Annotated in this window: 20 protein-coding genes, 1 pseudogene and 1 other annotated feature; of the genes and pseudogenes, 8 read left to right on the forward strand and 13 right to left on the reverse strand. The window is 28.3% G+C overall.

Annotation, left to right across the window (positions count from 1 at the left end; genetic code table 11):
* Window positions 1–56: 56 nt before the first annotated feature.
* A complete protein-coding gene (locus ACYUDJ_RS07035) occupies window positions 57–665 on the forward strand; it encodes an ImmA/IrrE family metallo-endopeptidase (RefSeq protein ID WP_043031536.1) in 609 nt (202 codons plus the stop codon).
* Between the two features lie 161 nt (window positions 666–826).
* Here the strand turns inward: ACYUDJ_RS07035 and ACYUDJ_RS07040 are convergent, their stop codons facing one another.
* A complete protein-coding gene (locus tag ACYUDJ_RS07040) occupies window positions 827–1,978 on the reverse strand; it encodes a transglutaminase domain-containing protein (protein WP_003488844.1) in 1,152 nt (383 codons plus the stop codon).
* 324 nt (window positions 1,979–2,302) lie between these two features.
* On the opposite strand from ACYUDJ_RS07040, the gene ACYUDJ_RS07045 reads away from it, so the two are divergent.
* The 3 genes from ACYUDJ_RS07045 to ACYUDJ_RS07055 all read left to right on the forward strand — a co-directional run bounded on the left by ACYUDJ_RS07045 (window position 2,303) and on the right by ACYUDJ_RS07055 (window position 5,241).
* Complete coding sequence (locus ACYUDJ_RS07045) at window positions 2,303–4,213, forward strand: cell wall-binding repeat-containing protein (RefSeq protein WP_043031535.1); 1,911 nt, start codon at window positions 2,303–2,305, stop codon at window positions 4,211–4,213.
* Window positions 4,214–4,320: 107 nt separating this feature from the next.
* Complete coding sequence (locus tag ACYUDJ_RS07050) at window positions 4,321–4,821, forward strand: cupin domain-containing protein (RefSeq protein WP_003488842.1); 501 nt, start codon at window positions 4,321–4,323, stop codon at window positions 4,819–4,821.
* Window positions 4,822–4,908: 87 nt separating this feature from the next.
* The gene (locus ACYUDJ_RS07055) at window positions 4,909–5,241 is read left to right on the forward strand and encodes a DUF6483 family protein (RefSeq protein ID WP_043031534.1); all 333 of its coding nucleotides are present in this window, start codon (window positions 4,909–4,911) and stop codon (window positions 5,239–5,241) included.
* A gap of 237 nt (window positions 5,242–5,478) precedes the next feature.
* Here ACYUDJ_RS07055 and ACYUDJ_RS07060 read toward each other — a convergent pair whose 3' ends face one another.
* From ACYUDJ_RS07060 to ACYUDJ_RS07085, 6 genes and pseudogenes are all read right to left on the reverse strand, one after another.
* Window positions 5,479–5,718 (reverse strand): heavy-metal-associated domain-containing protein, encoded by a 240-nt coding sequence (locus tag ACYUDJ_RS07060; protein WP_003405563.1) that lies wholly within the window; start codon window positions 5,716–5,718, stop codon window positions 5,479–5,481.
* A gap of 304 nt (window positions 5,719–6,022) precedes the next feature.
* Window positions 6,023–6,784, reverse strand: coding sequence for an MBL fold metallo-hydrolase (locus ACYUDJ_RS07065; protein WP_003488839.1), 762 nt, complete (start codon window positions 6,782–6,784; stop codon window positions 6,023–6,025).
* A gap of 131 nt (window positions 6,785–6,915) precedes the next feature.
* A pseudogene (locus tag ACYUDJ_RS07070) lies at window positions 6,916–7,101 on the reverse strand (radical SAM protein); the annotation flags it as partial.
* A gap of 21 nt (window positions 7,102–7,122) precedes the next feature.
* Window positions 7,123–7,896 carry a class I SAM-dependent methyltransferase gene (locus ACYUDJ_RS07075; RefSeq protein WP_003488837.1) on the reverse strand — a complete coding sequence of 258 codons (774 nt, stop codon included), beginning with the start codon at window positions 7,894–7,896 and terminating at the stop codon, window positions 7,123–7,125.
* A gap of 203 nt (window positions 7,897–8,099) precedes the next feature.
* Window positions 8,100–8,363: a CD3324 family protein gene (locus ACYUDJ_RS07080; protein WP_003488836.1), complete on the reverse strand. Its 264-nt coding sequence runs from the start codon at window positions 8,361–8,363 to the stop codon at window positions 8,100–8,102.
* Between the two features lie 401 nt (window positions 8,364–8,764).
* Entirely contained in the window at window positions 8,765–10,618 is a 1,854-nt protein-coding gene (locus ACYUDJ_RS07085; protein ID WP_043031530.1) for a glycosyl hydrolase family 18 protein, read from the reverse strand.
* Window positions 10,619–11,121: 503 nt separating this feature from the next.
* Window positions 11,122–11,371, forward strand: a binding site (T-box leader).
* 162 nt (window positions 11,372–11,533) lie between these two features.
* On the opposite strand from ACYUDJ_RS07085, the gene ACYUDJ_RS07090 reads away from it, so the two are divergent.
* The 4 genes from ACYUDJ_RS07090 (at window position 11,534) to cysK (ending at window position 14,889) form a co-directional block, all read left to right on the forward strand.
* A complete protein-coding gene (locus ACYUDJ_RS07090) occupies window positions 11,534–12,160 on the forward strand; it encodes a class I SAM-dependent methyltransferase (protein ID WP_043031527.1) in 627 nt (208 codons plus the stop codon).
* A 240-nt stretch (window positions 12,161–12,400) separates the two neighbouring features.
* Complete coding sequence (locus ACYUDJ_RS07095) at window positions 12,401–13,543, forward strand: trans-sulfuration enzyme family protein (protein WP_043031525.1); 1,143 nt, start codon at window positions 12,401–12,403, stop codon at window positions 13,541–13,543.
* 1 nt (window position 13,544) lies between these two features.
* The gene (locus tag ACYUDJ_RS07100; protein WP_003357225.1) at window positions 13,545–13,997 is read left to right on the forward strand and encodes an S-ribosylhomocysteine lyase; all 453 of its coding nucleotides are present in this window, start codon (window positions 13,545–13,547) and stop codon (window positions 13,995–13,997) included.
* Window positions 13,981–14,889 carry a cysteine synthase A gene (gene cysK, locus ACYUDJ_RS07105; RefSeq protein ID WP_043031522.1) on the forward strand — a complete coding sequence of 303 codons (909 nt, stop codon included), beginning with the start codon at window positions 13,981–13,983 and terminating at the stop codon, window positions 14,887–14,889. Before ACYUDJ_RS07100 ends, cysK begins: the two co-directional genes overlap by 17 nt.
* 202 nt (window positions 14,890–15,091) lie before the next feature.
* On the opposite strand, the gene ACYUDJ_RS07110 is transcribed toward cysK, so the two are convergent.
* The 6 genes from ACYUDJ_RS07110 to ACYUDJ_RS07135 form a co-directional block, all read right to left on the reverse strand.
* Window positions 15,092–15,562 (reverse strand): hypothetical protein, encoded by a 471-nt coding sequence (locus tag ACYUDJ_RS07110; RefSeq protein ID WP_043031520.1) that lies wholly within the window; start codon window positions 15,560–15,562, stop codon window positions 15,092–15,094.
* Window positions 15,563–15,903: 341 nt separating this feature from the next.
* On the reverse strand, window positions 15,904–16,530 hold the full coding sequence (locus tag ACYUDJ_RS07115) for a DJ-1/PfpI family protein (protein WP_003488823.1): 627 nt from the start codon (window positions 16,528–16,530) through the stop codon (window positions 15,904–15,906).
* Window positions 16,531–16,583: 53 nt separating this feature from the next.
* Window positions 16,584–17,513, reverse strand: a complete 930-nt coding sequence (locus tag ACYUDJ_RS07120) for a helix-turn-helix transcriptional regulator (protein WP_003488822.1) — start codon at window positions 17,511–17,513, stop codon at window positions 16,584–16,586.
* Window positions 17,514–17,660: 147 nt separating this feature from the next.
* On the reverse strand, window positions 17,661–19,214 hold the full coding sequence (locus ACYUDJ_RS07125; protein ID WP_043031517.1) for an ABC-F family ATP-binding cassette domain-containing protein: 1,554 nt from the start codon (window positions 19,212–19,214) through the stop codon (window positions 17,661–17,663).
* A gap of 198 nt (window positions 19,215–19,412) precedes the next feature.
* Complete coding sequence (locus ACYUDJ_RS07130) at window positions 19,413–19,688, reverse strand: CD3324 family protein (protein ID WP_043031515.1); 276 nt, start codon at window positions 19,686–19,688, stop codon at window positions 19,413–19,415.
* 561 nt (window positions 19,689–20,249) lie between these two features.
* Entirely contained in the window at window positions 20,250–20,816 is a 567-nt protein-coding gene (locus ACYUDJ_RS07135) for a VanZ family protein (RefSeq protein ID WP_460289539.1), read from the reverse strand.
* Between the last annotated feature and the right edge of the window lies 1 nt (window position 20,817).

The following is a 20,817-nucleotide window of genomic DNA, read 5'->3' on the forward strand; positions in this document are numbered from 1 at the left end:
TTCGTATTATAATAGAACTATAGAACATTTGTTCTTTTATAATATGGAGGGATCACATGGATAATTATTATAAAAATAAATATTATACTTTAGATAAAATCCCTAAGCATAGGATTGATTATATAAATAAAAGAGTACAAATTTTTATAGAATATTTTAAATTAAAACATTGGCCCTTAGATTGTGTTGAACTTATATTAAAAATTGAAAAAAATCAAAGTTTACCTATACAAATAAAATCAATGGCTAATTTATCGGATAGTTTTGATGTAGCTACAGTATATTCAAAAGAAAATAATAGTTTTTTAATAATTGTTAATAGAAATAAAATCCATTATCCATTCAAAATTTCCAAACACTGCAGACTTAACTTTACATTAGCTCATGAACTAGGTCATATTTATTTAAGACATCATGAATTACCACAAAACTGTAAAACAGAAAGGGATTTATATATAGAAGAATTAGAGGCTGCCGAATTTGCTGGCAAAATACTTATGCCTAAAAACAAAATATACACCGGTAATTTTAAATCTATTAAAGAAGTGGCAAAATATTTTAATGTTTCAGAGAGCGCTGTACTAAAAAGATTAACCAATATTAAATGCTCTAATTTAACATATTCAAGACTTAAAAGCTATGAAAATATAGAAATAAGTTTCTAAGATAATTGTTACAAAATTTATTAAACATTTTTCTAAATAAATTAAAAAGCTTACAATTATAAATTATAATGATACTAAAATTGTTTTTTAATGTCAAAAATAAAGATACTTGTGATTTTCACACAGGTATCTTTTTTATATCTTTATTATCAAAGTGTTTTCTATTCAAAAGTTAAGGTAATTATTTTTGAATTATTTATATCATCTTCCTCCTCTACCCAAGAATAAGGTCCCTCTTTACCTATAGATCTATAAACTTTATTAACTACATTCTCTAAATCATATACATCTTTATTAAAGTTTAATATATTTATACTTACATCTTTTTTTCCTTTAACCACCGCTTGTTGTATAGTAGAATAAAATTCATCATAATTATGTATTGTTAATATTGTATTTCCATTACCATCCTTTTCTGATAAGCCTAAATTTTTAAAGTTAAATTTTGTACTGTTACATTTAGGATAACTCTTTTCATCCCATTGATGAGTCTTTTTTATTTGAGCATCAGAAATATTAAAATAAGTATGTCTAGGTGTATTAGAACCATCTTCATTTATAGGGTCATCCCAAGTTACATCTAAATGGTGATATTGTCCTCCAATTTTAACTAAATTCCAGGCATGTCCACTCCAATTTTCTTCCGTAATAACACTACCAACTATAATTTTCGATTCTATGTTAGCAGCATCTAAAAGTCTTTTCATAGCATCGGAATATCCAACGCAAGCCCCTAATTTATTTATTAATACACCATAGGCCGTGTTAGATTCCTTAGGCATAGAGCCCTTATCAATTCTAACATCATATTTTGCATTATTAACTAGATAATCATGTAGTGCTAATTCTTTTTCATAATCTTTCATTCCTGGTTTAATTACTTTACTTATAATTTCTTTAACTTTAGCTTGTACGGCTTTTTCTCTATTCTTTAATACTTTCACATCTTCTGAATATTTAAAATCAATGTTCATTTCTATTGGAATTGTAAGTACTTTTTCATTTCCTTCAGCATCAATACAAATATCATTTAATTGTGGATTATTACGTAAAACTTTTTCAACAGTATCTATATTATAATATGAGTCATCCTCCATATCTGTAATAGCTACAGTTAATTTTTCATCATAATTACACATAGCCTTCTCTATAGCTTTATAATACTCCTCCTTATTTGTAACCCTTACTACTCCTTCAGGTAATTTAGCATAACTACTAAGTCTATAGTTTATAAAAACTACTCCTGCTATTAAAAGTATAAAAACTACTAAAAAAACTTTAAATATTATCTTGAAAATTTTCTTTGATTGCATCAATATCTCCTCTTGTTTAATTTATTTCGTCTATAAAATATAGCAAAAATTCCCCTATCTATAGATATCATAATTATCTCAATAATTCAATAAAAATATGGAGATTATCAAATTACTTTCCAATATATAAACCATATATGTTCACATTTAGTAAATTTAAACTTTACTTTATACTAACTTTATACTATAATTATCCTAATCTTTTTCTTAACTTCAAATTTTATTAAGTATTGTTTTAATTTCACTTCTTAAAATTCTATACTATTCATTATAATTTCATTTTTAAACCCATATATTTTAATTTAAAGGAGGCTATGTAAATTAATGAATACAAAAAAAATCACTTCTAAAATTTTATCTTCAATTTTTATATTAATTTTAATTATTTTTATTCCATTTAAAAAAGTATTAGCTGCTCCAAAAGTTACTAGACTTTATGGTCAGGATAGATATCAAACCAGCAAAGAAATAGTAAAATCCGGTTGGTCAGTTTCTAAAAATTTAGTAATAACTAGCGGTGAAGATTTTGCAGATGCTCTATGCGCAGTTCCTTTAGCTAAACAACTAAACTCTCCAATCCTTTTAAATTCTAAATCTAAATTAAATAATGATCAAATACAGCAAATCAAAAATTTAAAAGTAGAAAAAGTATTTATTATTGGTGGCTATGGTAGCATATCTAAATCTATTGAGGATAAATTAAGAAAAAATTATAATCTTAATGTTATTAGACTAAGTGGTAAAAATAGATATGAAACTTCTATAAGTGTTGCAAATTATATGTATAATAATTTTACTATAAGTGACAATATAGTTGTTGCCTCTGGAAATGGCTTTGCAGATGCCCTTTCTATTGCCCCTATAGCAGCTAAAAAAGGTTTTCCTATTATATTATCCCCAAAGGATACATTTTTAGATGAAACAAGTAAATTTTTAAGTAATAAAAAAATTTCTAAATCTTATATAGTCGGCGGATCTGGAGTTATTAATGATTCTGTTTTATCTAAATTTCCTTTTTCAGAAAGAATTGGCGGAACAGATAGATATGATACAAATTCAAAAATAATTAACCATTTTACTGATTATGACTATACTAATGTTTATGTAGCTTCTGGGGAAAATTTTCCTGATGCATTATCTGGGGCAGCTCTAGCAGCTAAAAATTCCTCTTTTATTATATTAACGTCAAAATCTCCGAGTAATGCTACACAAAACTTTACATATAATATTTGCAAAAAAAATTCTTCTAATAAAAATCTTATAGTATTAGGCGGAACTGGAGTTATTCCTAACGAAAGCATAAAAAAACTTACCACAAAAGAAGAAGACTATTTTGGCAACAAGATAAACGGTTCTTCTATAATTTATGATAGAGGATACATATATTATAGAAAAACAAGTGACAAAGGTTCACTACATAGAATAAAAGCAGATGGAAGCAATGATACTAAAATAATCAATGATCCTGTTTGTAATACAATAATAGATAAAAATTATATTTATTATAATATTTTTTCATTTAATAATTCTAATGGACTTTATAGAACAACTCTAGATGGAAAAAACAAAATAAAACTAAGCGATGATAACTTCTTCCCTTTTTCCATAGCATTAGAGGGTAATTATATTTACTATATTAAAAATTTAGAAGATGGAGAAGCAGAGCTATGGAAAATGAAAACTGATGGTTCAAGTAAAAGCAAAATCTCCTTTAATATTAAAGAAGAATATTCTATAAATAAGGGCTATGGTTTTTGTATAAAAAATGGATGGATATATGCTAATATTTATATTTCCAAAAATGCTGATGAGGTTGAATCTAAATTTATAATGGCTAAAACTGATGGAAGTGAAGTTAGAGTAATTGCTAATGAACCTTTTATTCGTTTTCAACCAGTAGATGATTATATTTATTATAGTACTTCAAATGGCATATACAAAATAAAAAATGATGGAACAAATAACACATTACTAACCTCAAATAAATATAAAAATAATAACATATTTAATTTAAATGTATGCAATGATTATATTTATTACTCTGTTATCGCCGACGAGCATGATGCTTATTTAAATGGCATATATAAAATGAATCTTGATGGTACTGGAGAAACAAGACTTATTCAAACCCAATCTCTATATTTATGGACAACCCCTAAATGGATATACTTTGATACCGGAGAAGGAATATCTAGAATTAACTATCTTGGAGAGGAACTTTACAAAATCAAATAAAAATTTATTAAAATTATAAAAACATAAAATTCATTTAATCACGATTTATTATTGTAAAAATAAAAAAACTATATATTTCAAATTATATTTTAAAAGGAGATATACATATGAAAGACGCAAATTATTTTATAGAAAAACTAGACATGACAGCTCATCCTGAAGGTGGGTATTATAAAGAAAGTTTTATTTCAGCTGAAAATATCACTGATTCAGATTTAACAACAACTTTTGAGGATAAAAGAATACTGTGGACTAGTATATATTTTTTATTAAGAAATGGAGAAGTATCTAATTTTCATAGATTAAAATCTGATGAAATGTGGTATTATCATAGTGGTTCTCCTTTAACTATATATATGATTACCCCTGAAGGTGAACTTATAACTGAGCAATTAGGTTTGGATATAGAAAAAGGTGAAAAACCTCAAGTTCTAGTGCCTAAAAACTACATCTTTGGATCTGCAATGAACAACAAAGGATATGCTCTTGTTGGCTGTATGGTATCTCCTGGATTTGAGTTTAGGGACTTTGAATTATTTGAAAGGGATACTCTTTTAAATCTATATCCTAAATATAAAGAAACAATAGAAAAATTAACTAGAGCTTAGTTTTTTGATTAAATAATAAAGAGAGTTTGCACAAATAATAAACATAAATTGTCAATATCATTAATAAAAAAATTAAGGTGGAATATTATGAGTATTAAAAAATCTATAGACGACTTAGGAAAATTATTTGGTAAAACTATTTTAGAAAATGATAAAAATATTGATACCGAAAAAATTGGTTCAACAGATTTATTTAAAATAATTTTAAATAAATTATTTTATGAAGGCAATTATGATAAAGCAGAAGATTTAATCTTTGAGGAATTAGAAAAAAATGATTCACCTGAAGTATATGAAATAGCCGTGGAATTTTACAATGCATTGCTTAAAAAAAGTGATGAAGAATTGAATGAAGGTAACTTTGCAAGAGATGAAATTTATCAAGGATTAGATGACATAGAAAGGTTTAAAGCTAACTAATTTATCCGATGACTACCCGCTCTAACACTCCCATCTTCTTCAAAGTGGGCGTAAAGAGCGGGTACGTCCCTGGATAACGATTTCTAAGCTTTAGTGAGAGTAAAAACTCCATCTAAAGCCAAGAACTCTGTTTATAGATCTAATAAATTTAAAGATTGTTTGTGTTAATGAAGTGCACTCAAAATGTTAGGTTAAAATAGCTAGCGTTTTGAGTGCACTTCTATAAATTTTATTCTCTTATATTTCAGAAGCATCATAGCCCGTAGCTTTTACAGCATGTATTAATTCAAAAACTTCAACATCTTTCCCCTCTTCTAATGTAATAAAGGCTCTTTTCTTAAAATGGCTCACCTTTACTTTTTTTACTCCATCTACTTTTTGAAGAGCTTCTTTAACTGCAATTTCACAATGATTGCACATCATTCCTTCTACTTTTAATTCTATTTCTTTTCCTGCAGATTTTTTATTAAAAAACATATGGACACTTCCTTTGCATGTTTTGATAACAAATTTCATTATCATCAAAATTATAACACTTATTCTTTATTTTATAAATAACTCTCTAAATTTTAATTAAAATTGTCTATATTTAAGAATAGTTTTCATATTATTGTAATTTTAATAGAACCTTATTCATAATGTTCCATTAAGCTATATTTTTTTTGAATTACGCACAAAAAAATACCACAACATTCATTTACTTTTCAATAATGTGATATTTAAAAATGTTATTCATTTTTTTATAAACTTATATTATTAAACTATAAATTGAAATTTGTAATTATATCCAGATAGCAAAATCTTTGTATTTAAAAGTCCCACTGCCGTGATGCAATTTACCTTCCGATTCCAGATGTCTAAAAGCATCCCGCATTCTAATGAGTATTTCTGGATGTATATCCAAACTATGATGCGCTGGAAAAACCTTTTTTACTGGAAGTGTTGCAACTCTCTCAATTGATTTCAAATAGGCTTTCGGATCAGTAGAAGGATAATAAGCAAATAAAGTATCTTTATAAACTAAATCACCTGTGAAAAGATAACCGCGTTCCTTTTCAAAAAAACATATGTGTCCTGGTGAATGACCAGGCGTATGTAACACTTGAATAGAACGTCCTCCTATATCAATGATATCATTATCTTTTAGAACCATTGTAGGCGTACCTTGAAAGAATCTGTAATTGTCCACATTATAACCTTCTGGCAAATCGCAACGATCTACTACCATGTCCTTGATTTGTTCCAAAGTTAGTGGAAATTCTCCATTTAGCCAGTTTAACTCATCCTCATGAGCATAAAAGTCAGGAAAAAACTTATGCCCGCCGATATGATCCCAATGAATATGAGTTGCCACAGCAGTTACTGGTTTGTCAGTCAGCTTTATCACTTCATCATAAATATTGCAAATACCAAGACCAGTATCAAGCAATAGGCTTCTTTCAGTACCATTTAAAAGATAAGCATGTGTTTCTTCCCAATGTCGGTATTCACTGATGATATGTGTATCCTTATCAATATGATCTATTGTAAACCAATTGTCCATTTAACTTGTCCTTCTTTCCATTTCATTGAATCTGTAAATAAATCACAACAAAATTCAATTTATTCACTATTAAACTATAACATATATTTATCACACTCTTCAATTTTCAAAGGATATTTTTATTAATTACTAGGAGATATTTCCTTGATAATATTTTTTATCTTCTTAATTGATGCTTCATCATCGTTATATCCCTTAATGATAGTAATTTCTTTTATATATTCATCTCTACCTAGTAAATATCTATTAGAAAGGAGTCTTACAGGTAACCCTTTGATTTTCATAAGGTCAATAATATCACCAACTCTATCATTTATGTAAAATCAATAAAGCTAAATTTATTTTATTGCCTTAGTAGCAAAGTATTTTGCACTATACTGGCAAATTTTGTCGCTATCCACATCTTCATAAAAATCAGTAATTAGAAAACCTACCTTCGTTTGTCCCCCAATTAATGCCTCTAGGGTATGACTATATTCAATAGCATTTTTATCTCTTACAAATTCTTCTATGCCTTTTTCATCAAGCTCATCAAATGAATTAAATGGTAACTTATTTGTCACCTGGAATATACCCTTATCCCACTTTTCTCCATTAAATAGATAAATAAATGGATTAACTGTTCCAAAAAGAAATAATCCACCTTTTTTTAATACTCTATAGCTCTCCTTGAATACAGGTAAAACATCTGGAATATATGTAACTGAAACTGGGCAATATACCATATCAAAGCTATTATTATTAAACTGTGATAGATCACACATATCCCCCTGAACAGTTTTTAAATTAAGATCTTCACGACTTGCAACAAATTCATCTTGCTTTAATTGATTTAATGAGATATCAAGGACAGTTACATTTGCTCCAGTAGCTGCCAAAATTGGTGCTTGCTGACCTCCACCACAAGCAAGACAAAGAATTTTAAGTCCCTCCATTTTTTGTGGGAACCACTCCCTCGGAACGTTTTTAATGGCGGTCAATTTAATTCCAAATACTCCATTACGTGCCTTTTCTATATCTTCACTTGTCACTGGGACTGTCCAACACATGCCATCGTTTACACGCTTATCCCAAGCAATTTCATTTTGCATAATTACTTTCCTATTATTCATTGCTGCACCTCTCTAATATTTTAGTTTGCAAAAATACTTTTTGTATTATTATTTATATCACGCTTACAAATCTATCCCAAACTCCCCCTTAACTCTAAACCCCTTCTAAATAATATTTTATTCTTCCGTTATAGTATACTCAAGATAAAATATGATTCTATATCATTTTATAGAATTAGGGGCGCATATTTGCGCCCCTTTAATCATTTTTTATAAATTATTTGTTTTATTGAATGGATAGAAAGACAATATTCATCTGCTAGTTCTGTCATGGCAGAACCCTGTTTGTACTTACTCATAATTTCCTTATTCCTATGTATCAGAACATTACGAGCTCCTGATCTCTCTCCCCATTTTTTATAGCTGGATTTTAGTGCAGGAATATATAAATATTCCCCTTGAATATATTTCTGTACTTCAAGCAATAAATGCTTAGGCAGTACCTTATTTGCATTTTGATATTTCATACAAGCTCCACCCCTAAATATTTAAAATAAATAGGATACAAAGCCATATGCATCGAACTTATACTAGCAGCTCAATACTCCATACAAAGCGCCGCTTCAATCACACACTGGCTTTGCATGGAGTAAATTAATTTTTTGACCTCCTAATCATTATTTTTCCTCCTAACTTATTCATCTTCCATAATTATTAATATTAAACATATTCACGTCAGAAATTATTAATTAAATTGTACTATATTTAACAGATATGGTACAACATATTATTCATTTTATAAAGATCATCATTCATGCTTTCATCTTACATGATTTCATCCTTTTAATCAAATAAAACAGTGCTTAGCATTATAAAATACATATGCACTGTTTTATTTGATTTTTCTTCATAATTTAAATTTCTATCTCTATTTTTGTTGAATATTTTTTTGATTTCCTACAGGTTTCATACCATTAAATTTAATATTTCTAACATCTGAAAAACATAACCCTATCATTCCTTGAAGGTTAACAGTAGCACCAGCATTAATATTTTGCCAGTTACCAGATTTTATTGTAACTGTTGTAAAATCTCCATTGTCCTTTAAAGTATAGTTGCCTCCCCAGGAAGACTTATATAATGCTGATTTTGGTAAATCAAAGGATACTTCCCAGCCTCCCTTAATTTCTTTACCTGTATAATTTTTCACCTTTATATCATAAGTGTAATTTGGATGATCATAGCTACCACCGAAGTCCACTGAAACATTTATAGGTTCTAGTGAATTATTAGAATCCTCTGGTGTTTTATTGCATGCTCCCATATTAGTTAAGCCATTATTTAATCTCTTAGTTAAAGTATCACCAAAAGTATACTTACCTTTATTTATATCACTTGAACCTTCTTCATAGTTAGGATTTAATCCATAATCACCGTTCATAACCCAAATTAATGCTCCACCTAGATTTTTATTTTTAATATAATTAAGTCTTTCATCAATAGATCTTTCATTCTCAAAAGATAAGAAAACTCTCTCTTGATTTTGCCAAACATATGGCACCTTTTCTACATCATCCCAATATACTTTTAAATTTTTATCCTTTTCCATAAGGTTTAATACATGCCATAATGGGTTAGCACCTGCTGGCTCTAGCTTTCCATCGTTATCTAAATCGTCTCCCCAGATATTATACTTACCAGATGCAGGGGTTCTACTTGATCCATGAAGTCCATTTTGTCCACCTTGTACATTTTCCCATCCTCTAGTATAGTATGGTATACCCATTAATATTTTTTCAGGTGGCAAAACTCCTCTGTAATATCTATAAGCCCAATCCATACAAAGTGTTGGCATGATTTGACTGGCAGTTTCCCTATCTTTTGGATCTGGATAAATACCTGCTAAATTTTCAACATATTCATTCCATCCACCATGATAGTCATAGGACATAACACTTAAGAAATCTAGATACTTAGCATAGCTGTTATCTTTGACTCCACCAAGTACCCAAGGTGATGCTGTAACTGCAGCAGATAATATATAATCTTTATTATCCTTTTTAGAAGCCGCATCTATTTTTTCCCTTAATGTTTTCATGAGTATATTATATCTCTCATTTAATTTAACCCTTCTAGGTTCAGATAAGTCAAAATCCGCTGGATTTCCTGACTGACTTGTTGAAGATGGATATTCAAAGTCAATATCAACACCATCAAAGTTATACTTTTTTATAAAATCAACGCAAGAATCTGCAAAGGTATTTATTCCTTCATCCGTATCAAGCATTGTATAGAATCCTCTACTTCCAGCCCACCCACCTACTGATATAAGCAAATTAACATCAGGATATTGTTTTTTCATAGTTTGTAATAAATTAAAGTGTCCTTTATACGGGAGATTTGGATCTAACTCTACCTTTTTCCCTTTATAAGATAAATTATGATTTTTAAATTCCTCTTCCAGTGCGGCATGTTTGTCCCCTAATTTAATTTTATTTGTAGCTTGATCCACCATTGCAAAGGAATATTGAATATGAGTTAAAGAATCCCATTGCAAATCAGTAACCTTAAAATACCCTTGAGCTTCACTATTATAGTCCCACTCTGGGAAATATCCAATTAACTTTCTTTCTAAATCTTTATTATTAACAGTTTGTTTAACTTCATTTTTAGTATTTTTATTTTCAATATTTTTTGCCTCTACTTTTGTTGTCAAAAGCGACAGTGAAAATGTAGCAGCCATAATACCAGCTACTAATTTTATTAATTTGGTGTTTTTCATTGTAAATCCTCCTATTTTATTTCTATATTATAATACTATGCTATGATAATCTTGCTATTTGGTTTCAAATATGAATTTGGGCTATATTGTCTCAGTAACTATTCAAATTAATATCATTCATATCTAACACCTCCATTTTTTTAATATATTTATCTTCTCGATTACCTTTCTGAGTTCTTTACATAAATAACCATAAAAACATATTTAAACAATTTCATACATTATATTTAATTAATTATAAAATATAGTATAAACATTTTATTTTCTATATTAAATAAAATATTTATTTTTCTAACTTTCATATACTTACCTAACTTTACAAAAAACTATATAATTAGAACCTTTACCTAATATACAAAAATAATATTAGAAAAAACTGAAAGATTATTTGTAAAATTACATAAAAAATACTAGAAAAAATTTTAAATATTTTAGTTGACAAAATTATTCTAATACTCTATTATAATATTAATCAAGTAATCACATAGGAATACTAGGTATTGATAAATGCTATGATAAGAAATAGTAACATAAGGTAATCTAACAGAGAGAAATCTTCTTGGCTGAAAGGGATTTTAAGTGTAACTTATGTGAATGCATCTTTGAGCACTGTCTCGAAATATAGTAGACGACAGCGTGTACGCCCGTTAAAGCGTTGAGGTATTATTGTATCAAAATGAGATGTTATTGTATTGTATATTTCTTACAATAATAATTAGAGTGGAACCGCGGAAGTTAACTTCTGCCTCTAAAAATTTAGAGGCAGAAGCTTTTTTATTATTAGCTTTATTTATTAATTTCTCTCTCCCCTAGCAAGTAATGTATTTGTGATGAATCTATTATATTTGGAGAGGTTGAGGAAAATTAATATTCATATAACTTAACAGAACTAAATTAATTTATAGGAGGATTATTATGAATTCTTTACAGTATTTTGATTCTATAGCACCAAATTGGAATGTAATACGAAGTGAGTATTTTGAAGAAAGATTAAAATATAAAATTTTATCAATAACTAATATAAAAGATAAAATTGTAGGTGATTTAGGCTGTGGTACGGGTTTTGTTTCATTAGCGGTGGCAAACGAAGCAAGCATAGTATTTTCTATAGATAATTCTATAAATATGCTTAAGGAATTATCAGTTTCTGCTTCAAAAAAAGATTATAAAAATATATACCCTATAAAATCATCCCTTGATAACTTAGCAATATTTGATGAATCACTAAATGTAGTATTTATAAACATGGCACTTCACCATATAAAGAATGCCAAAAAAGCTATTGCAGAAATGTACAGAGTTCTTAAAAAGGATGGAGTAGTTGTTATATCAGATGTTAGAGAGCACAATGGTGAATGGGCAAAGGAAGAAATGTTTGATGAATGGCTTGGATTTTCAAAGGAACAAATGACAAATTGGTTAGAAGATGCTGGATTTGAAAATATAGAAATAGAAAATACAAATTTAAGCTGTAAGGGATATTCAAGTAAAGGTGAATACACTGAAACAGGTATATTTTTAGCTAGTGCAGTGAAATTATAATAATATCTAATTAATAAGTAACTAAGAAGTTAAATTATAATGAAATCTAATTAATAAATAATATTAAGAAGCGAATTGTAATAAAATTTAAATATAAATATAAAGAAACAAACATCATAACACAATTTGAAAATGAATAATAAAATTTTAGATTGAAATAACTGAACATTAAAGTTATTTTAATCTAAAAAAACAAGTAAGAACTGTAATCACAATTAATTTTTAAGGAGGAATAAAAAAATGAAAATTGAATCATTATTAATTCATGGTGGAATAGATGGAGATAAGCATACAGGTGCAGTAAATGTACCTATTTATCAAACTTCAACTTACAAACAATTTAAGTTTGGAGAAAATACAGGATATGAGTATTCAAGAACAGGAAATCCAACAAGGGAAGCTTTGGAAAAACTTGTAGCAGAACTTGAGGAAGGATATAGAGGTTTTGCCTTTGCTTCAGGATTAGCTGCTATAACCGCTGTTTTATCACTATTTAAGTCAGGAGATAGAATAGTAATTTCAAATAATGTATACGGTGGAACTTTTAGAGTTTTAGATAAGGTGTTTAACCACTTTGATATAAAATATTCTATAGTTGATACTTCTAACTTAGATGAAGTAAAAAATAGTATAGATGAAACTGTGAAAGCTATATATATAGAAACTCCTACTAATCCTCTTATGGATATAACTGATATAGAAGCAATATCAAAAATAGCTAAGGAAAAAGGTATATATACTATAGTTGATAATACCTTCATGACTCCTTACCTACAAAAACCAATAAGCCTTGGAGCAGATATAGTTATTCATAGTGCTACAAAATATCTAGGAGGACATAGTGATATAGTTTCAGGTATTACCGTTGTAAATAGTGAAGAACTAGCTGAAAGACTTCATTTTATACAAAATTCTACTGGTGGAATTCTAGCACCTTTTGATTCTTTCCTTTTAATTAGAGGAATCAAAACATTAGCAATAAGAATGGATAAACACAATTCAAATGCAAAACTTATTGCTGAATTTTTAAGAGAAAGAGATGAAGTAGTAAAAGTATATTATCCTGGTTTTGATACTCATCCAGGACATAAAATTCAATCAAAACAAGCTAATGGATATGGTGGAATGATATCCTTTGTTCTTAAAGATGGTTATGATTATAAAAAGTTTTTTGAAGGTCTTAAGATGGTAACCTTTGGAGAAAGCTTAGGAGGAGTTGAATCTTTAGCTTGCCATCCAGCTTCTATGACTCACGGTGCTATACCTTATGAATTAAGACAAAAAGTTGGTATTGTAGATAATTTAATAAGATTATCCGTTGGTATAGAAAATGCTGACGATTTAATAGAAGATTTAAAAAATGCATTTAAGGAGAGTAGATAAAATGGTTAAAGTAGAAAGTTTTTCATTAGATCATACAAAGGTTAAGGCCCCTTTTGTAAGGAAATGTGGAACTCAAAAAGGTGAAATGGGTGACACAATTACGAAATTTGATTTAAGATTTTCACAACCTAATGAGGAAGAAATGCCAACTGGCGCAGTTCATACCCTAGAACATTTACTAGCAGGTTATATGAGAGAAAAAATGGATAATATCATAGATATTTCTCCAATGGGTTGCAGAACAGGATTTTATTTGATAGCTTGGGGAGAAGTTGAAGTTGATACTGTTATTGAAGCACTAAATTACTCATTAAATAAAGTTATAGAAACAGAAGAAGTTCCTGCAACTAATGCAGTTCAGTGCGGAAACTATAGAGATCATTCCCTATTTTCAGCAAAAGAATATGCAAAACATGTTTTAAACCAAGGTATTAGCAATGAAGTATTTAGATAGTATTAAAGAACTTATAGGCAATACCCCTATTCTAAAACTTAACAATTTAAATATTAAACCTGGCGTTAATGTTTTTGTAAAACTTGAAACCAATAATCCTGGTGGAAGTGTAAAGGATAGAATAGGAATTTATATGATCGAACAGGCTGAAAAAGAAGGGAAACTAAAAAAAGGATATACAATAGTTGAAGCCACTGCTGGTAACACTGGAATTGGAGTAGCTCTTGCGGCAATAAATAAGGGATACGATGTAATATTTGTAGTTCCTGAAAAATTCTCCGTGGAAAAGCAAACATTAATGAGAGCTTTAGGTGCTAAAATAATAAATACCCCTAAAAAAGATGGCATGTTAGGTGCTGTTGCAAAAGCTAATGAACTATTAGAAACTATAGAAAACTCCATAAGTTTAAAACAATTTGAAAATGAAGCAAATCCCCTTGCTCACTATAAAACAACTGGTCCAGAAATATATGAAGATATGGATGGTAAAATAGATTATTTTGTTTCTGGTGCTGGAAGTGGTGGTACTTTTACAGGAGTTATGAAATTCCTTAAGGAAAAGGATGAGAATATTAAAGGAATATTAGCTGATCCAAAGGGTTCTACTATGGGCGGTGGAGACAAAGAATCCTATGATATTGAAGGCATTGGAAATGATTTTATACCTGATACTATGGATATGAACTTAGTGGATAAAGTTATAAAAGTTAATGATGAAGAAGCCTATGAGATGGTTAAGCTTTTAGCTCTAAAGGAAGGTCTTATTGTTGGAAGCTCATCTGGAGCTGCAGTATCAGCTGCTTTAAAGTTAGTCGAAAAAATAGACAAAGGTAATATAGTTACTGTTCTTCCTGATAGAGGAGATAGATACTTTAGTAAAAATATATATTAGATATTATAAATACTACTGAAATATCTATAATATAAAAAAGGTATTTATTAAATTTCTCCTAGATAAACGTATTTTAGAATTTATCCGATTACTCCCATCTTCTTAAAAGTGGGAGTAAAGAGCGGGTATGACCCTGTATAAACATTTTCTAAGCTTTAGAGGGAGTAAAAACTCCCTCTGAAGCGTTGTTGAATTTACTTATCTATATAACATTTATTTTGAACACATAATTAATAGAATGTCCTTCATCCCACAAACTAAAAATTAAGAAAATATATTCTCCCCTTTTTTTCGGAGCATTAAAAGAATCTACATTTATCACTTGTTCCTTTAATTTAATATCTGATGGGTTATCCTTATTGTATATTATTAAATCCACACTAGTTTTGCTTGGCTGTCTCAATAAAGTATTAAAAGTAAATTTTATTTGTTCACCTCTTTCTACAGAAGAAGCTTTAAGTTTTTTAGCTAAATTAATTGGACTATCAGCTAAATTTGAATTTCCAGGTTTATTAGTCCAAGTGTAATCCCCTTTTGCAACTTCAATTTTATTCTGATTATATTCAATATTAATATTAGGTGGATCTAAAGGAATAAGTTTTTCCATAGGTTTAGTCCAAAACAATACTAAAACTAACAATACTATTATTGTAATAAAAAAATTTTTTTTCAAAGTAGAATCTCCTTTTAACCTTGATTTATTTTACATTTATGAAATTATTCCTACAATTATCATATCATAATATATGTATTTTTTTGCAAATTTTTATATTCTAGCCTTGAAAAAATAATATGAAATTATTTAAAAATAAGCAATATATTATTTATCGAAAAATACTTTTAATTAGATATTTCTATTAAGTTCTTACTATATAATTTTTAAATAAATTACAATTTCATTACTTAGATTATTAAATATGAAAAAAACTTTGTGAATATACTTATAATTAGGATATTCAACAATTTAACCTAATTCTTCTCTATTATCCAAAACATATATTATTGAGTTTTCCATTAAATACTCTGTGAAATAAGCTCTGTAAAATATTTAGGGTCACCGGTAGAATAATAGTTGTACCAGGATTCAATAATATCACAAGGGAAAACATTCAAATATTGTATAATATGCTTCGCCCACAATAAACCGCCTGCTGAACTTGCTGTTATCAAGTTGCAATCTACAACAGCTGGAGAATTAACATATAACTCTTTACCACTATATTGTTTTGAAAATAATGTTAGGTAATCTAAAGAATTGCTTGTATGCTTGAATTTATCTAAAACTTTTAAATCAGCCAAAGCAAGTGTGGCTCCACATATAGCCCCTACAAGAATACCCTTATCTATATATGATAAGGCTTTTTCTAAAATCTGATTATTTTCTTCACTGTTCCATGATTCTGCACCTGGCAAAAGCAAGGCAACCACATTATTTTCGTCTATTTCATCTAATAAACAATCTGGAGTTATAGTTAATCCACCAATTGTTTGTATTGGATTCTTACTAGTGCTAACAGTTTTAATTACAAATTCTCTATTTTGTTTTTTCAACATAGATTCCATACTAATGGCTTGTAGAATATAGCCGACTTCCCATTCAGCCATAGATTCTAAAATGTAAAGATATATAATTTTCTTCATTATGTTCCTCCTAAAATTAATTTAAAAACATTCTAACACAAAAACAGTGACACCTATATGTCACTGTTCTCATAATTTTTTATTAAAGTATTTTTCAAATGTTCTTTAATTTTTTGCTGGAAGGATAATGGAGAAAGAACTTTAATTTTTTCTCCAAACCCTAAAATGATAGAAAACATAATAAAGTCATTTTCTTTTATAGCAACTTTTTTAACTATAGATGTTTCTGACACATTGATAACATCACCATGAAAATATTCATTAATCAAAGCCTCCACTTCTTTTGAATATTCAATAGTAACATATATATTATCCTTATCTCTTTTTTCTTCATAATTATCAAGTAACTTTGCTACATCATAATCATTATCAAAATACATCTCACTTATTTCTAAATTTCCCATTCTTACTATCTTAAACATGCGAAAATCACTTTTCTCTAAATCATAACCAAAAGCATACCAAGAGTACCATTTATATAAAACATGTATAATATTGCATTTAACTATTCGAGTATCACCATTAAGATTAGTGTATTGAAATGAAACTGTTTTATTATGTTGAATGGCTTCTTTTAACATAGAAATATAGGAAATTATACTTCTGTTCTCATTTACTATAGAAAAATCAATATTTAGTACATGATTATTATTTTTATCAGAATATATATGTTTTACTTTTTCATATGTTTCATTAACCTTTCTTTCACCATAAACACTTCTTAAGCTTTGCAGCGCAAGTAGCATATATTCAGAGTTGGCATTATCAATTATTTTTTCGTTCAACTTATAATCAGGATTAATTGAATAACCACCTTTTGATCCTACTTCAGAATAAATTGGAATTCCTGCTAATGTCAACGTATTTATATCACGAAGAATTGTTCTTCGAGAAACATTAAAATGCTCAGCTAAATTATTTGCACTAACATTATCTCTATTTATTATATAAAATAATATTCCTAATAATCTTTCAATCTTCATCATCTCACCTCGATTTAATATATATAGATTCTATAGTGCTACTGGACAAATAGCAACAAATTTCAGTAAATAAATATAAAACCCATAATCCCAAATATAGAGAAAGAGGAGCCTCCATTGCTGGATAGCTCCTCATCACTTTTTATATTACACACTACAACATCTCCAAGCTTCACAGTTCCATATATCCGTTGCAATATCTTTATAAAACTCTGGCTCATGGCATACTAGAATTATGCTACCATCATACTCTTTTAAAGCATGCTTAAGCTCATTTTTTGCATAAATATCTAAGTGATTTGTAGGTTCATCCAAGACTAATACATTGCTAGGTTCATTGATTAACTTACACAGTCTAACCTTAGCCTGTTCTCCTCCACTTAATATATTAATAGGGCTATCTATATGCTGCCTTGTTAACCCACATTTAGCAAGACTACTCCTTACTTCTGTTTGAGTTAAATCAGGGAACTCATTCCAAACATCATATAAAACTGAACCAGCATTATCTTCTACAATTTCCTGTTCAAAATATCCTATCTTTTTATAATCGCTTAAAGTCACCTCACCATTTATAGGTTTTAAAAGTCCAAGTAAAGTTTTTATTAAAGTAGTTTTACCTATTCCATTAGCACCTGTTATTGCAATTTTTTGTCCTCTTTTCATTTTTAAATTTAGAGGTTTGCTTAATGGTGTGTTATACCCAATAATTAAATTACTGGCATTGAAAATTATATTTTCTGGCATTCTCACACTTTTAAAATTAAAATATGGTTTTATGATTTCTTTTTTGATTTCTATTTTTTCAATTTTATCAAGCTTTTTTTCTCTTGATTTAGCTTGTTTCGCAGTAGAAGCTCTTGCCTTATTTTTTCTTATATAATCTTCAAGCTTTGCAATCTCGTTTTGCTGCTCTTTATATTGAATTAACCTCTGCTCTTTTCGTACTTCATAAAGTTTAACAAAATAATCATAATTTCCCGCATATCTTGTTAAGGTTTTGTGCTCAAGATGATAAACCACATTTACTACACTATTTAAAAAATTATTATCATGTGATATTAATATAAATGCACCTTCATAATTTATTAAATAACTTTTAAGCCATTCTATGTGTTCTTCATCTAAATAGTTAGTTGGCTCATCTAGTAGTAAAATATCTGGTTTTTCTAAAAGTAGTTTTGCAAGTAAAATTTTAGTTCTTTGTCCTCCACTTAAAGCTGAAACATCCCTATCTAAAAGCTCTTTAATCCCAAGTCCAACTACAGTTGCTTGTATTTTAGAGTTAATACTGTAAAAATCATTCTTATCTAAAATCTCCTGCATGGTTGCAATTTGGTTTAAAGTTTTATCCATTCTCGCTTTATCCATATTGCCAATATTATTATATAAATCATTAATTTTATTCTCTATATCAAATAACTTTATAAATGCCTTTTTTAAAAAATTGAATACAGTAATTCCTTCTTTTAATTCAACCAATTGATCCATATATCCAATGCTAAATTTACTATTCCAATCAATAGTTCCTTCATCAACTAAAATTTCATTTGTAATAATTTTCATAAAGGTCGACTTACCTTCACCATTAGCTCCAACAAGACCAATATGCTCTCCTTTTAATAATCTAAAGGATACATTTTTAAATAATATTCTATCTCCAAATGAATGACTCATGTTTTCAACTGTTAAAATGCTCATAACTTTACACCTCCTTGTATCCTTTGATTGAATGATAACACCACAAAGGCTTAAGTCCAAGTTCATAAATAAATCTGTACTGTTTATGAGCACAGGAGGTGGCGCTAAAATAAATAATATGAAAATGATTATAAACTTAGTATAAAAATTTAAGGCATGTTTTTCATAGTAATAAATGTGAAAAACATGCCTTTTATATTAACCATAACTTTTATGATTTCTTATTATTCTTCTAATACTACCTTCTGTTAGGAAATATTCTTCAGCCAATATTTTAACAGAAGCTCCTGAAGAATATTTATTAAATATCTCTTTATTCCTTACTTTAAGATATCTTTTAGTTTCAGTATTTTCTCCCCAAGACTTTTTATTTTCATTTTTTTTAGGTATATAAATATATCCACCATCAATATAATTTTGAATCATCTCAATTATACCATCTGGCAATATATTTTGTGCTTTTTCATATTTCATAATTCTTCGCTCCAATCTACATTTATCAATTGTATAAATGAAGATGCAAAGGTTGACTAAAATATGAAAAACTCAATATTAATATATTGGCTCCAAGCAAAAGTTTTTCATATACTACAATCTTTGCATGGAGCTAACTACTATAACTAATAACATTGCAATCCACCTTCCTTTTTATTCTAAATTATATCACTTTAATTACTTGTGTCAATTTACCCAACCACTCCCATTAACATTTTATACCAACTTATCAGCTGAGATTTATTTTTCTATACCTTACTAATATAATAATCTTATGATAAGTTAAAATTAACTTTTTATTAATTAGTACCATTTACCTTCTAAACATGTATCATATAAATTTAGTGAAAACCACATCTACTTATGGTACGCTTCTCCGTATCAGCTACAAATGAGGTTTTTCCATTTTATTCTTGTGTATATATTCTACATAATTATGGTATAATTCTAAAGTAGAAATTAAGAATTCCGTAGTGGATGGCTACGGGGGTTTTGAACGATTTATTTAATCTGTCCACAAATTAGAGTTTGTCTAATCATTTAGAATCCATAAAGTAATTTTGCAAATCCAAATTCGTTAAATAAAAGAAAACGTCCCATAAACATTACAACTATATATATGATGGGTTCCCATTTACAGCAGTCGTATGATTCGGGTTCACTTTTCATTACACAAACAAACATTTTATATATGCCATATCCAATGAGTCCACCTATCGTATTCAATATTAAATCATCAATATCAGTACTTCTATTGTTTAATAATTGAGTGATTTCTATAAACATTGAAAATGAAAATGCTGATACGAGAATATAGAGCACTTTATCTTGCTTTTTCCATAAAAAAGGAAGTAGAATACCAAAAGGAATAAAAAGTAATATATTTTGTAAATATACCACTATATCAATTTCATTAGAAAATGGTATAAAGTTTACCTTTTGCCTTATTTGAGAGCGATGATGAAGTATATCATATAAAGTTCCTGTTCCTGTAAAATAAAATACGGAAATTATATAAATTGCAAAAGCAATAGTAATTCCACAATGAATTCTTGATGTTAATATACCCTTACGTTTATTCATATTATTGAATATCAAGAAAGTCACA

It is taken from the genome of Clostridium sp. CTA-6, from assembly GCF_054768115.1.